Here is a 14,793-nt window from a genome sequence, read left to right on the forward strand (position 1 = left end):
GCAATCTATGGCGCTTTAATTTTAGTCAGCTTTCTGAGTAACTGAATTAACGTAGCATTGATCGATTGCCACATTAGTCAAGATTCCAATTCCACCACCTACAACTGCACCTACAGCTCCTAATGCTAGTTGAGTACCAATTCCAGCAGAAGACCCAATGATTAATGGAGCAAGAAAATATAATGCTAAAGCGCAAGTTATTGCAGCTACACTTATAACAGCCAGCTTTCTCGGACAAAAATTTTCTGGTGCCTCAGCACTAGATATAAATGATGATTTTACTAGATTTTTTCTACTTTCATGATCTAAAAAGCCACTCACTGTTCTCATTATAGGACGGGTAGAGCCGTCACCAGTCAAGTCAATTCTATCTTCCACTATATCATGAGGCTCTTTAACTTGAGCTTTATATTCATCCCAATAGTTTGATAACTCTTGTTGGTCATTGAGAAGATCTGGTTTATTTGAAGTTGTTAACCAGTGTGAGTCATGTTCCAAAATATATCGAATTGTAGCTTTCCCTATATCTATATGCCCTTCAGTAATTGCATACTTTAAAACACCTTCTGCTTTTTTCCTTCCAACATTAAGATCAGCACCAGCTTTTATCAATAATTCTACTATCTTTGGAGAATTATGAAATATAGCAATATCTAAAGGGACCATCTCATTACAATCTTTGATATTTAAGTTTGCTTTGTGTTCTATTAAATAACTTATAAATTTTAAGGTTTTATCAGATTTTTGATCGTCTATGTCTTTATGTCTGTAATATATTCTAATTGCAAAATTCAACGCAGTTTGACCCTTTAACGCACTACCACCAATAATTAAGTTCTGATAGCTTTTTACCTCTTGATTTATTAAGTTAACATCCGCACCGTTTTCTATTAAAGCCTTAGCTCCTTCGAAATTGCCTTGTGCAGTTTGCAGATGAAGTAAGTAACGACCAAGATGATCAGTTGCATTAGGATTTGCACCTTGTTCAATCAAATACCTTGCAATTTTATCATTAAATTTGTGATCATAAGTTGCAGATTCTAGTGGCTCAGGATTTTGCGATAACTCATCTTTAGCTATTAAGCTGTTAATCTGACAGATTGATTTTACTGACTCTAAATCTCTTCTTTTAACTGCCTTTGTGACTGCAGCGCTAAAGCTTATACCCTTTTCTATTAGATATTCGGCCATTTTGTTATTAGTAGAACACTTTAATAAATTTGTACCGCTTTGGGAATTAACCTCAGTGACAACATCTCGAATAATGGAACTATTTTCCTCAAAAATTGACTTTACTTTTTCTAAATCATTTTTGGTGACAGTATCAACAAGATCTTTTATTACAGCATTCACCCTCTCTTTTTTAGCTAAAATTTCTTTTAATTCTTCAGGGTTCATAAATACACCTCAACACACATAATAAAAAAGTATATCTAAATCAGAATTGCTTATAAAGGATCTTTAGATATTATCTTGCCCAAAGGTTAATTTATTTTATAATCTTTTTGTATTCTAGAAATTTCAATTAAATGAACTGTTATAAAACTCACGAGTGTAATGAATTAAGGAAGAATGATGTAGAAAAGGAAGTTACTCTCTCTGGGTGGCTGTACCGTAAACGTGACCATGGTAACCTAATCTTTGTTGATTTAAGAGATTTTCATGGGATTACTCAGTTGGTATTCAATAACGATAAAGATTTTTTTGATGAAATTTCGAATTTAAAATCAGAAAGTGTGATTACTGTCACAGGAATAGTCAAAGCTAGAACTGAAGATACGGTAAATAGCTCTATTTCCACAGGAGAAATTGAAGTTATAGTTAGTAATTTACAAGTTGAATCTGAAGTTGAGTTCCACTGTGATGAAGAAATAGCAAAAGAAGAAAGGAGTATATTAGCAAGTATCGCCGGTGAGCAAGAATACCCAGAAAACATGAGATTTAAATATCGTTTTCTTAATTTAAGATGTGAAAAGGTTCGTAATAACATTATTCTACGTTCACAGATCATTTCAGAGCTCAGGAGGCTTATGATAGAGCAAGGATTCTTAGATATTCAAACTCCCATACTTACTGCCTCTTCTCCTGAAGGAGCACGTGATTATTTAGTGCCAAGCAGACTAAATCCTGGTAAATTCTATGCATTACCACAAGCTCCACAGATTTTTAAGCAGTTGCTTATGGTTTCAGGGTTTGATAAATATTTTCAAATTGCACCTTGTTTTCGTGATGAGGACGCAAGGGCTGACCGTTCTCCTGGGGAGTTTTATCAGCTAGATCTTGAAATGTCTTTTGTAACTCAAGAAGATATATTTCAGGTTATTGAATCTACCTTATATAAAGTGTTTGCCAAATTTTCTCGCAAATCAGTTGATAAAGATTTTCCACGTATTACATACAAAGACGCAATGCTCAAATACGGTTCTGATAAACCAGATCTGCGCAATCCACTATTGATCAGCGATGTAACAGAAATTTTCCGTAATTCAGAGTTCAATATTTTCAAAAGCAATATTGAGCGAGGTATGGTAGTCAGAGCCATTCCTGCTCCCAAAACAGCGGAGGAACCACGTAGCTTTTTTGATAAAAAAATAGAACATGCGCAAAAAGAATTAGGTGCTAAAGGTCTTGGGTATATAACATTTGATAAGGACGGCATTGCAAAAGGACCAATTGCTAAATTTCTTGATGACAATAGGTTAAATTCTATAAAAGAAATAACAAATGTAAAGCCTGGAGATAGTGTATTTTTTGCTTCTGATAAGGAAAATGAAGCAGCAATAATTGCAGGGAAAGTTCGCTCTCTCTTAGGATCACAACTAGGTCTTATAGATGACAATATCTTTAAGTTTTGCTGGGTCATCGATTTTCCATATTTTGTATATGATGATAAAAGCAAAAAAATAGATTTCTTTCATAACCCATTTTCCATGCCACATGGTGGCTTGAAGGATTTAGAAGACAAAGATCCACTAGATATCCTTGCTTATCAATATGATCTCGTTTGCAATGGAATAGAGCTTTCAAGTGGGGCGATTCGTAATAACAAACTAGATATTATGTACAGAGCTTTTGCCATTGCAGGCTACAGTAAAGAGGAAGTTGATACAAAATTTGGCGCGCTTGTGCGTGCATTCAGGTTTGGAGCGCCACCTCATGGTGGAATAGCGCCAGGGGTTGATAGAATGGTTATGCTACTTGCAGATGAGCCGAATATTCGTGAAGTAATCTGTTTTCCTATGAATCAGCAAGGAGAAGATGTTCTAATGGGCGCTCCTTCTAAAGTAGATGATAAGCATTTACGTGAATTATCCTTGAAGGTTATTGAATAAAAATTTTTATAGCGGAGTGTGGTAAACTGGAAGTTATGAACGATATTCAAAAAGCAATACTATCAAGCATAATCTGCAATATGATTATATGGTATGAAGTAACTCTGTTTGGAGTTTTAACTCATATAATAAGCAACGTTTTTTTTCCTTCAGAAAATAATTATTTGAGCACAATCAAATTTCTTGGCAGTTTTGCAATTGGCTTTGGATTTAGACCACTTGGTGCGTTTATTTTTGGTTACATTGGAGATAAGTATGGCAGGAGAAAAATTTTACTGACTTCCGTAATATTAGCTTCAATATCGTCTACTGCAATTGCAATTATACCAAGTTTTAGAGAAATAGGAATATTTTCTCCTATATTGCTTCTGCTTTGTAGAATAATACAAGGAATGGCAACAGGAGGGGAAACGAGCATTAACTCAGCCTTTTTAATAGAGCATTCAAGCGATAAAAAGAATTTAGGCTTTTTAGGTAGCATAAAAGCTTTTAGTGGTGCTCTTGGTTCTATTACATGTTTTGTAATGATAGCCATTTGCAAAAAGTTTACAGGTGAAAATTATGAGATTTGGGGCTGGAGGTTGCTTTTCTATTTCTGCTCTGTTATGGGCATTATAGGTTTTTTAATAAGATACATAATGGAAGAGAGTCTAGCATATAAAACTCATGACCAAAATAAAAGCTTATCTAACTCTCCCTTTTTAGAATTAATCAAGAATTATAAAAGAGCATTTGTGATAGCAATTGGACTTGGCATTGCTCAAAACGCAATTGTTTATTCAGTAATCATGTTTTACAACATATCTGTAAAAGAGCTTATTCTTTCAGGCATTGATATTAAAAATCTAGTAAGGATCATGGTTGAAATCACATTTGGAACGTCTGCAGTGCTGTTTGCAATACTTTCTGATAAAATTGGAAGAAAAAATGTGATAATTCCTACATTAGTAACTTTAGCTTGTGTTAGCTTGCCGGTACTTTCGCTATTATCATATGCTAATCACTATATTATAACATTCACTTTTCTGTTGATGAGCATACCGATAGGTGCATCTTTTGGAATATATAATTCTCTCGCCTGCGAATTATTTCCAACAAAAGTTAGATGTACTGGCTTCAGTTTAGCTCATAACATATCAGCAGGGATTTTCGGCGGCCTTTCTCCATCGATATGCATGTTTCTTATAGAAAAAACCGAAACAAAACTTGCAGCAGGCATTTATCTTACTGCCTGCGCATTAATTAGCCTAATATCTGTGCTTCAAATCAAAGCCAAAGACAGAAAAGTTGATTGGTGAAATCTTTTCAGTCGAAAAATAGCGCTTCAATAGACTTTTCAATGTGCTTAGGGATAGGAGCGGTAATAGTGATTTCTTTATTGTTTGGCAATTTTAAAGATAAAGAATGCGAATGAAGGTGAATTTTATTTGCCACTTCATCAATAAAAGCTTTTTTACCACCGTATTTACCGTCACCAAGAATGGGACAATTTATATGAGCTAAATGTGCACGTAACTGATGGGTTCTGCCGGTAATTGGTTGTAATTTTAAATAAGCAACATTATGTTTTAACCTTGCTATAATTGAAAAATGCGTAGTGGCACTTTGAGGTGAGCTTTCATCAACGACCACTTTTTCTTGACCAGAAATATATTTTTTTACCAACGGATAATCTATTATTCCACTATCCTTGCTTGGCATGCCAGAAGTTAATGCTAAATAAGTTTTTTTTACCCTCCGTCCTTTAAATTCCTCCATAAGGTATCTGGCAACACTAGCATTGCGTGCGAATATTATCACTCCGCTCGTATCTCTATCTAGTCTATGGACAATTTTAAATATTTCTCCCTCTCTTATTTGGTCAAGCAAATCACTAATGCTAATCTTTACTTTTACGCCACCTTGAACAATGACCCCTGCAGGTTTGTTTATAGCTAGTATATATTCGTCTTCATATAATATATTCTCTCTTAGTAGATTCACTAACTTTTCATTATATTTGCAGTCAGAATTAGCGTTCTCAATATAATTCAAGTGCTTCAGCGTTATAGTTTGTCCAGAATTTACTCTATCACTAGACTTTGCTTTGCAATCATCAACTTCGATTAACCCTTTCCTTAAAGACTTCTCAATTGCAGATTGTTTCAAATTGGGAAAAATTCTTCTAATGTACCTATCGAGCCTAACGTTATTGTCTTCTACTAATATGGTTTTGGTACTATCTGGCATCTTACTTATAGAAATTTTATAATGAAAGTAGAGTACACTGAAATCTAATAGCACATAACTCTACCTAATATACTTTTCAGTGTCAGCTACTTACATCTGTCTTCCAGCGTTATGAGTTAGAAATCTAGAGATGATTGTATCTTCCATACGAGTACACATATTCTTCATGGCTATGATAGATGATAGTGATGCTTGTCCATCTTCTACCATATCTAGTTTAGTACTAGGCTCTAACTGCATACGCGCAATGCCATTAGCCAAAGGTGTTACTCTTTCTACATTAACATTTTTAGTGCGATATGACCACCTGTAAGGACTATGTAATATTTGTTCTTTTACTTCATCTATTTCAGCTGGACACGCTTTAGTATTAGTTCCTAACTTCATACATTTAATTTGGTCAGTTATAAATGCTACTCTTTTTTCATTAAGTTTAGCGTTATACTGTAATTGTTCAATTTGGTTAGCTTGATCTCTTATCATAAATTCAAAGCTGATAGATAGACGTGATTTTATTTCTCTCAACATATATGATGCTATGTGTTGCACCATATGTGAAGCTGTGTGTTGCACTTTCATTAATGCTTTGTTTCTGAGTATACTTGATTCTAAGTTAAGCCGCGTAAGTATATCTAGTGCTCTTTGTTCTGCTTCCACTAGAAGATTACTTATGCCTTGACGTTCAGCTAAATCTCTTATAGTTTCACCGCAGTGATCAGGCAATAAAGTACTTGCGTTATAACATAGTAAAGTCATTACTACTATCCAGTTTCTACGTTCGACAGCATAAGTTAAAGGAGATTCCCCTAAGTCATTCTGCGCATTAACATTTGCTCCATATAAAATTAAGATCTTTACTACTTCCGGATGGTTATACTTGGCAGCTTCATGTAAAGCAGTTAATCTTACATCGTTACTTGCACTAACATTTGCTCCAAGTGCTAATAGAGTGCATACCAATTGTATATTACCATGTTTGGCAGCATAACGTAAAACTTCAGCTCCAGCTAATTTCATTACCTCATCATATATTTCAAGTTGCACTAGGGTATGTTGTATTTCAAAAAAATTACATGGACAAATAGTAGGCAGTATTTTACATAAATCCTTTATAGCAATAGTTGCTCGATTTCCTATCAGGACATCCATCATTTGCACATCATTCTTTGTAAAGGCACAATCAAAAGGAGTCCATCCCCATGCATCCTTATGATTAACACTTGCTCCATAGCTTATTAAGAGCTCTACTGCTTCCAAATTACCAAGCGCAGCAGCAATATGTAAGGGAGTTCGCCCCAATAACATATCCTCTATATCAACACTTGCTCTACATCGTGATATGGCGTGTAATAGGCTCTTTAATATTGGTGTATCATTCTTTGCAGCAGCCCAATATAAAGAAGTCCATCCAAATACATCCACTTTCTCAATATTTTTGCCAATATTCTCATCGTTTTCTATTATACAATCCACCACTTCTTTATTGACATTTGCAACAGCAAGATGTAAAGGAGTAAGTTTAAGCGCCCCATTCCTCTTAACATCTGCTCCATTCTTCATTAAGTACTTTACTACTTCTTTATGGCCATGACCGGCAGCCTCATATAAAGCAGTCAATCTCGCTAGATCCTCTGCATTAACATCTGCCTTATTTTTTACTAAGATTTTTATTATTTCTATATCGCCATTTGCAGCTGGCTGATATAAAGTAGTCCGTTGAGATGAATCCATACTATTAACATTTGCTCCATTTTTTATTAGCTCTGATACCATTTTTGCATTGCTATTTTCAGTAGCCCAATGTAAAACATTCCATTGAGAAAATGGCCCTTTTGAGTGAATATTGATTCCTTTTGCTTTACACAGAGCATTGAATACATTCATCAAGTTAAAATCCATAGCTAAACACAATAATCCGTATTGATCATACCCACTATGTATATCGTAATTTAATGTAAACCAATAATTTACATTAAATCTAGCTTTCTTCCACTCGTGATACACATCTTTACTTGCTTTCTTTAGCTTCTCTATTGCCTCTAGTATCTTTTGTGTATCTAACATCACTGGCATTTTCTCTGATGTTTTTCGCACATTCAGTACATCTTCTGTCGTTACTGCTTTTGATTTTTCTGATGTCTCTTGTACACCTAACTTTTTTAGTACTCTCTTTAATATCTTTTGTGCATCTGATACTCCTTGCTCTTTTAGTATTTTTTCTGATTTCTCTAATGTCTGTGGTATATGTTGCACTTTTAGTCTCTTTTTTAATGGCTCTGGTGTCTCTTGCACTATTGGAATCTCGTTTGATATTTCTAATTTATGCGATATCCCTTCTAACATTCTTAATACTTCTTTTCTCTCCAGTATCCTTGCTTTATTTAGTAGCTCTTTTATTTTTTCAATTACATTATCTTTGCTTAAATCTTCCTTCTGATCAACTATACCTAGTATTATTTCCCATTGCTCATATGACATTACCATAGCTTTACCTCATACTGTAGAATATTTTTTGATGCTATATATTATGGTACAATGGTCAACACATTTTTCCATAGCGTAACTTGAGAGTCTAAAAGACTGTTATTAACTTGCAGAAAACTAAGCTTGTCTGAAACCACTTAATTGATTATAATTATAAGTTTTAAGGCAGCAAAATGACAGCTTTTTTTCCTTTAATTATTTTTTTAATCTTATACCTTGGAAGTGGTATCTATTTTTCCTTTATCGGAATTGATAATCCGCTTCGCCAAGTTTCACCGGTAATTTGCCTACTACCGGCACTATTTTTTGCTGTTGCACGCAATGCAGGTAAAATTCAACGTAACATAGATACTGTCATCGAGGGTATGGGTGATAAAAATACCCTTACTATGTGTTTAATTTTTCTATTTTCTGGAGCATTTTCTGTGGTTACTCAATCAATTGGTAGTGCAGATACTGTTGCTAATTTAATTCTCAATTTTCTTCCAGCAAGATTACTACTGCCTGGAGTATTTGTGGCTTCCGCTTTTATATCAACTGCAATTGGTACATCTATGGGAGTTGTTGTATTGATGGTACCAATAGCTGTTAACTTAGCAAAAAGTGGAGCTTTTGGTCTTGAAATAGGAACTGCAACTGTAGTTGGAGGTGCCGTATTTGGTGATAACCTTTCAATGATATCTGACACTACTATTGCATCTGTGTCTTCACAGGGTGCTACGATAAAGGATAAACTTAAAGTAAATTCTAAAGTAGCATTTGTTGCCAGCATTATAACACTTGTCTATCTAGCAGTTATGGCAGATAGTACAAAAATTATTCCTACATCAAATTTAGATTATTTATCACTAATAAAGATTATTCCTTATATTTCTTTAATAATCATGGGGTTATTTGAAATGACTACTTTAGTCACAATAACTGTAAATATAATTATTGCTGGTGTATTAGGGGTAACTTTTTTTGACTATACTATCATCCAACTCTCTCATAACATATATGACGGTTTCACAAAAGTAAACGAGATAGTGATATTCGCTCTATTTATTGGTGGGTTAAGCCATATAATGTATAAGCAGGGTAAAGAGGCATTATATAGACTCATCGATGAAAGTAATATTACAAAAACTAAAGCTGAATTTGTAATAGCGGGTATAGCATCTATGTTTACTGTTTTGGTTGCTAATAATACCATTGCTATTTTATTAAGTGGCGATATTGCAAAAAGGCTTGCACAAAAGCACAATATTCCGCCATACCGTAGTGCATACTTATTAGATATTTTTGCTTGTGTTACAAAAGGCATTTTGCCTTATGGTTCCCAGCTGCTGCTAGCAGGTAGCATTGCTTCTGTCTCACCTATTTCTTTGTTAACACAAGTGTATTACTGCTTTATTTTAGCAGCAGTTACAGTAGGTGAAATAATCATCAATGGCAGACGTTGCGCGGCTACAACTTAATGTACGAAGATTTCTCTTCATATTACATTTTTGTGCCCATAAGAAACGAGTTGCCATTTTCATCAGCTACTTGGATAATAAATATATTCACAAAGTTGTTCCATTTTTCTCAGTAGGTTTTGGTTTTCTTTTCCCCTTATTAGCAGAGCATAAAACTTAACTTTTTAATAAATCTCATTTTAACTCCAATATACTAACTATGAAACAATCTATATTGCCATCAAAAACGGAATTTATATTGCCGACTTCATGTCCAGTCCTTAAATCCTTCACCATTTGATACGGATGCATAACATACGATCTGATCTGACTGCCCCAACCTATATCGCATTTCTTACCATATTCTTCGGCCATTTTCTGTTCTTTTTTTTCCAATTCAATTTTATATAAACGTCCTTTAAGTAGCTTTAGTGCTTCATCTTTATTTTTATGTTGAGAACGACCATTTTGGCATTGAACTACAACACCTGTTGGAATATGTGTAATACGTACTGCACTTTCAGTCTTATTTACATGCTGACCGCCTGCTCCAGAGGCACGGTAAGTATCGATCTTTAAATCCTTTTCATCGACAACAATATCTATTGAATCTTCAATCACTGGAGTTACTCCTACACTTGCAAAACTGGTATGACGTTTACCATTTGCATCAAATGGTGATATTCTAACCAATCTATGAACTCCACTTTCGCTTTTTGCCCACCCGTAAGCTTTTTCTCCGATGATCTTTATTGTTGTAGATTTTATACCAACCGCATCACCATCTAATTTTTCTACAACTTCAACTTTAAAATTGTGATAAATTTCTGCCCATCTTGTATACATGCGCATGAGCATCTCGGCCCAATCATTGCTCTCTGTTCCACCAGCTCCTGAGTGGATTTCTAGAAAGCAGTTATTATTATCTGCTTCACCAGTAAATAAGGATTCTGTCTCTTTAAGTTTGATTAATTTCTCTAGCTTGGCTAATTCATTTTCAACTTCAGAAAAAAATTCTTCATCATTCTCATCAATAGCAGATTTCATCAAGCTGATAGCATCGTTGTAATCGCTTTCTAGCTTTGAAAACGATTCTATTTCATGCTTAATTTTAGAGCGTTCTTTTAAAATTTCTTGTGCTTTTTGATTGTCTTGCCACAGATTATCATTCGACGCTTGAGAATCCAGCTCTTCAAGACGCAACTTCAATCTTTCTATGTCAAAGACACCTCCTGATAAGAGAAATACTTTTATTTAAGCCTTGAAAGTATTCAAGGATTTCTGGATGGGTTTTCATTATACTTTAGACTTTAATATATTTATTATCAATAACAATAACAGCAAACAAAATAGAAATTTAACCATATAATAGTTAATTCAAAATAATTTTATTATACTTGAATGTTCAATAAAATCAAGTGTGTATATTTATTAAAAAAATAAGGTAAAGTAATGAATATTAAAACAAGTTCTCATTATGGTTTAGACAAAAAGGCTATTGATGATTTAATAGAGTCTCTAGATAATCAAGAATTAGAAAATGTTCGTAATATTGTAAAAACGATAGATAGCGTTCAGTTAGCTTATTTTTTATCTACTTCGATCAGTGATCACAGGGAGAAATTAGTTAATATCCTCGATCAACATTTGTTAAGTGATGCCTTAGTACATGTAGTACCAGATTTACAAGTAGAGATCATAGAAATATTGGGAATAGAAAATACAGCAAAGTTACTAATGCTTCTTGATGTAGAAGACATAGTAGCCATAGTGAAAGATTTGGATAGAAAGTCTATAGAAAACATACTTAACTATTTACCCAATGCAACTCAAAAATTAGTAGAGGAATTGTTATCATACCCAGAAGAAAGTGCAGGAAGATTGATACATAAAAATATGGTTATAGCTCCATATTATTGGACGATAAATCAGCTAATGGAATTCTTGCGCAATTATAAAAAAATACCAGAAACATTTTACCAAATCTTCATCATTAACTCGAAATTAGAACCTATAGGTAGTTTCAACTTAAATAAGGTAATATCTCACTCAGGAGAAACAATAATAAAAGAGATAATGAGTCAAGATATAAAAATAATTAAAACTGGAATGGACCAAGAAGAAGTAGCAAGAATATTTAAGGATTACTCTCTATTATCAGCTCCAGTAGTAAATAAGAATGGTAAAATTATCGGTGTAATCCTTATTGAAGATGTAATCAAAATTGTTCAGCAAGAAGCAGAAGAGGATGTACTTAAAATAAGCGGTGTATCTTCTAAATCTGATATAAATGCTCCTATACATAAAACTATAATTAAAAGGCTACCTTGGTTATTATTTAACCTCTTAGCTGCAACAATATGTTCTATAGTAGTTGGCTTTTTCGATAACGTAATAGAAAGTTTTATAGTACTACCAATAATTATGCCAATAATTGCATCAATGAGCGGAAATGCAGGATCCCAAACAGTAACACTAACTATCCGGGCAATCGCAACAAAATATCTAACTGAGCAAAATGCAAAAAGAATACTGATGAAAGAATTTTTAATAGGTCTTATAAATGGAGTGATTTTATCTACAATTTCACTCGTAGTATTAGCAATAAGGTTCCATAGTTTAAAAGTAGAGATCATTTTCGTAGTTTCCATGATTGCAATGTCGATCATTGCAACATTTATCGGCACTTTTATTCCTATAATGCTTCATCGTTTAAGATCCGATCCTGCTGTTTCGTCTTCAATCTTAACATCAGCAACAACTGATATTCTCTCAGCTCTTATATTTTTTGGTCTAGCCACGATCTTTTTATTAAATAGCTGAATCTTGCTATATAAAAATTGCTTTACAAGCTTTAACTGCCACGTTATCATTGCTTCTAGATGTACCGCAGAAAAAATTTATGGTGCGGTTGTTGTAGATGAAGTTTAGATTTAACTGAAAGTATATTAAGTTTAATCCTAAAAAGTTTAAAAGATAAAAGAAAGGGTAGTGTTAATCAAGTAATACATCCTAATCTTTTTCTCAGTCAAAATAAATGTATAAAGTACATGAGTCTATAAATTTGGCTGTTTTAGTTTTAAAAATACAAACTAAAATAAAATGCTAAAATATGCTAAAAAGTTCTTGCTTTGCTAGATCTTTTTAGCCATAACAAAATTATATTTTACGTAATAAATGTGTGGGGTATTATGTTAAAGACATCACATTCTGTAGATTATTTTAAACAAGCAGTTAATCGATCTGAGTTAATAAAAGATACACTATCATCTAGTAGTCAACAAATACCTATTGATTTAGATTTGCCGGAAGATTTTATAATAGGGGAATCAATTGGAGAAGGAGATTGTTTCTTTGATGCAGTTGCACAAGGACTTAATCAATTAAAGCCTTTAGGGACCTTTACTGCAAAATCTTTAAGGAAGATTTGTAAGATATTTGCAAAGAGTCAATTTGGTCTTGATTCGTCATGGCTTACAGAAGCGTTAAAAAATGATGGTGGAAGCATTTCTTCTTATGTTCAACGAATTGAGTTTACCGCAGATGATATTAAGAAAGGGTATAGAGCAATAGATAGATTAAAATTAACTACGGCTACATGGGGTCTGCCAGAAATTGAGGGAAGAATAATTTGTATAGTATATAAGGTAAGATTGCATTTTATTAAAGAACGCATTACTTGCAATGGAGGAAATGTAATAACACATCATCTTATTGATAGAGAAGGTTACCAAAAGGGTGCATTAGATCGCGATATTTTGAATAAGGAAGTTTACTATAGAGGAGATACTATACACATAATAAATAGAGGGAAATTTCATTTTGAGCCAATCTTAAGAAAACAAATGTTACCTAATTGCTATAACATCAGGCCTAGTGAAAAAAAATTAGACAGTGAGTCTATTTGCTTTCAACAAAATTCCGAAGCAGAAATGAAGGATGTGACAGATAATCAAATGGACTATGAATATTATAAAGAATCTAGCCCTGGTATAGAGGTATTGCCTACTGAGTCAACAATAGGAGCAACAGTTGACTATGAAGACAGGTTATCTAATGAAGAACTTCAATGTGTACGAAGTCAAGAGAGCCCTGGGGTAACAAGATCTTCATCTATAGGCAGCAGTAGTACATCGACTGATGATGAAGAAATGTTTAGCTGTATAAGCATTACAAGTGATGAGATAAAGGAAAAGATGCTCTTTTTTGTTAGGGTTTTTGTTAAAGTATTCGAGGAAAAGTACTCTCAAATTTCTCAAGAGGTAAGACCAGATTCAAAAATACTGAAAACAGGCAAAGCTGTAGATGAATGTACATCAGCTGTGAATGATACTATTGCACCAGGTCTATTTAAATTCGCTTTGCAAAGAGTCAATAGGTTTATGGGTCTTATTTCTGCAAAAAGACATAAAAGAGAAAAGAAAGCGGCTTATGCAGCAATTGTGTCTTCTGGAGATAACAAGAGAGAGATTTTAGTAAAGGCTGGTTTGGAAATTTTTCAGAAATTTGAGAAAAAAATGAGTAGGGTTGTAGATGATGATATCGATTTATGGGAGATAGCAATTGAGAAACTTGCAACAGATGCTGTATATAGAGTAATAAATTATATTTCATCTAATACACAAGAATTTTCCGTTAATCTCATAACTAAAGGTGTTATTTTAGGTAGGTCAAAAGATGATAAATTTCCTAAGCAGCTTGTGCATAAATCAGCGAAAATTTTTAAGTTCAAACCATTAGAATCTGAATATAAAGTAAAAGATAAGCAAAGTAGTGAAATTTTTACGACTTCAGAATTATATGAAAAAGTAGGCATAAAAATAATAGACGGTGATAATTCCAGGTGCTATCGATTAAAGGAACATAGCTCTACTGAAAGATATGGCTATCGGCTTCTCTTTGATTGGGAATTAGAAGAGAGGAAGGGGTTAAGGGAACATGAATCCAACATACCAAATAAAGAAGAACATATACTCAAAAAAATACTTGGAAAGGAATATGTATTTAGTGGAATGTCTGAAAAATCACATGGGTATATTTTAGATGAAGAAATGGAAAAGTTAGCTAATAGTACACTAAAAGAGATTAGTGGAAAAAACCCAGCGAAAAAGAAAGATATAGAAGGAGTGTGTGAAAGATTCGAGAATGTGCTAATAAGCTCTCGAAAAAAAGATGAAGTTACATTTTCCTTTAATTTGAGCTATTTACCAAAATTCTTTATAAAAAGAGAAGTGATGTTAGACGAATTAAAAAGAAGTTAGATAGTAAAAATCAAGAATTAGAACTGTCACGAATGGTCTTGATTCTTA

The 14,793-nt window shown here is 33.5% G+C and carries 9 protein-coding genes; 5 read left to right on the top strand and 4 right to left on the bottom strand.

From position 1 onward, the window contains the following. Nucleotides 1–21: 21 nt before the first annotated feature. Entirely contained in the window at nt 22–1,398 is a 1,377-nt protein-coding gene (locus HGO49_RS06505; protein ID WP_017531727.1) for an ankyrin repeat domain-containing protein, read from the bottom strand. Nucleotides 1,399–1,529: 131 nt separating this feature from the next. Between HGO49_RS06505 and aspS the strand changes: the two genes are divergently transcribed. Together aspS and HGO49_RS06515 are read left to right on the top strand one after the other, a co-directional pair. Then, nucleotides 1,530–3,332, top strand: coding sequence for an aspartate--tRNA ligase (gene aspS / locus HGO49_RS06510; protein ID WP_017531726.1), 1,803 nt, complete (start codon nt 1,530–1,532; stop codon nt 3,330–3,332). A gap of 35 nt (nt 3,333–3,367) precedes the next feature. After that, nucleotides 3,368–4,630 carry an MFS transporter gene (locus tag HGO49_RS06515; protein ID WP_017531725.1) on the top strand — a complete coding sequence of 421 codons (1,263 nt, stop codon included), beginning with the start codon at nt 3,368–3,370 and terminating at the stop codon, nt 4,628–4,630. 7 nt (nt 4,631–4,637) lie between these two features. Here HGO49_RS06515 and HGO49_RS06520 read toward each other — a convergent pair whose 3' ends face one another. Then, a complete protein-coding gene (locus HGO49_RS06520) occupies nt 4,638–5,561 on the bottom strand; it encodes an RluA family pseudouridine synthase (protein WP_017531724.1) in 924 nt (307 codons plus the stop codon). Nucleotides 5,562–5,651: 90 nt separating this feature from the next. After that, a complete protein-coding gene (locus HGO49_RS06525) occupies nt 5,652–8,039 on the bottom strand; it encodes an ankyrin repeat domain-containing protein (RefSeq protein WP_237398551.1) in 2,388 nt (795 codons plus the stop codon). A gap of 179 nt (nt 8,040–8,218) precedes the next feature. On the opposite strand from HGO49_RS06525, the gene HGO49_RS06530 reads away from it, so the two are divergent. Beyond that, nucleotides 8,219–9,505 (top strand): Na+/H+ antiporter NhaC family protein, encoded by a 1,287-nt coding sequence (locus tag HGO49_RS06530; protein ID WP_017531722.1) that lies wholly within the window; start codon nt 8,219–8,221, stop codon nt 9,503–9,505. Between the two features lie 174 nt (nt 9,506–9,679). Here HGO49_RS06530 and prfB read toward each other — a convergent pair. Beyond that, a protein-coding gene (gene prfB / locus HGO49_RS06535; RefSeq protein WP_237398552.1) for a peptide chain release factor 2 occupies nt 9,680–10,781 on the bottom strand; the annotation gives its coding sequence in 2 pieces (ribosomal slippage) (nt 9,680–10,714 and nt 10,716–10,781; 1,101 coding nt in all). Between the two features lie 155 nt (nt 10,782–10,936). On the opposite strand from prfB, the gene mgtE reads away from it, so the two are divergent. Both mgtE and HGO49_RS06545 read left to right on the top strand, forming a co-directional pair. Further along, entirely contained in the window at nt 10,937–12,307 is a 1,371-nt protein-coding gene (gene mgtE, locus HGO49_RS06540; protein ID WP_017531720.1) for a magnesium transporter, read from the top strand. Nucleotides 12,308–12,675: 368 nt separating this feature from the next. Beyond that, on the top strand, nt 12,676–14,745 hold the full coding sequence (locus HGO49_RS06545; protein WP_017531719.1) for an OTU domain-containing protein: 2,070 nt from the start codon (nt 12,676–12,678) through the stop codon (nt 14,743–14,745). The last annotated feature ends 48 nt before the right edge of the window (nt 14,746–14,793 follow it).

This window comes from Wolbachia endosymbiont of Diaphorina citri, from assembly GCF_013096535.2.
Classification (GTDB): Bacteria; Pseudomonadota; Alphaproteobacteria; order Rickettsiales; family Anaplasmataceae; genus Wolbachia.

Bases quoted from the DNA above. Each gene is read 5' to 3' on its own strand.
- HGO49_RS06505 (WP_017531727.1), bottom strand. From the start codon at position 1,398: ATGAACCCTGAAGAATTAAAAGAAATTTTAGCTAAAAAAGAGAGGGTG.
- aspS (WP_017531726.1), top strand. From the start codon at position 1,530: ATGAACTGTTATAAAACTCACGAGTGTAATGAATTAAGGAAGAATGAT.
- HGO49_RS06515 (WP_017531725.1), top strand. From the start codon at position 3,368: ATGAACGATATTCAAAAAGCAATACTATCAAGCATAATCTGCAATATG.
- HGO49_RS06520 (WP_017531724.1), bottom strand. From the start codon at position 5,561: ATGCCAGATAGTACCAAAACCATATTAGTAGAAGACAATAACGTTAGG.
- HGO49_RS06525 (WP_237398551.1), bottom strand. From the start codon at position 8,039: ATGTCATATGAGCAATGGGAAATAATACTAGGTATAGTTGATCAGAAG.
- HGO49_RS06530 (WP_017531722.1), top strand. From the start codon at position 8,219: ATGACAGCTTTTTTTCCTTTAATTATTTTTTTAATCTTATACCTTGGA.
- mgtE (WP_017531720.1), top strand. From the start codon at position 10,937: ATGAATATTAAAACAAGTTCTCATTATGGTTTAGACAAAAAGGCTATT.
- HGO49_RS06545 (WP_017531719.1), top strand. From the start codon at position 12,676: ATGTTAAAGACATCACATTCTGTAGATTATTTTAAACAAGCAGTTAAT.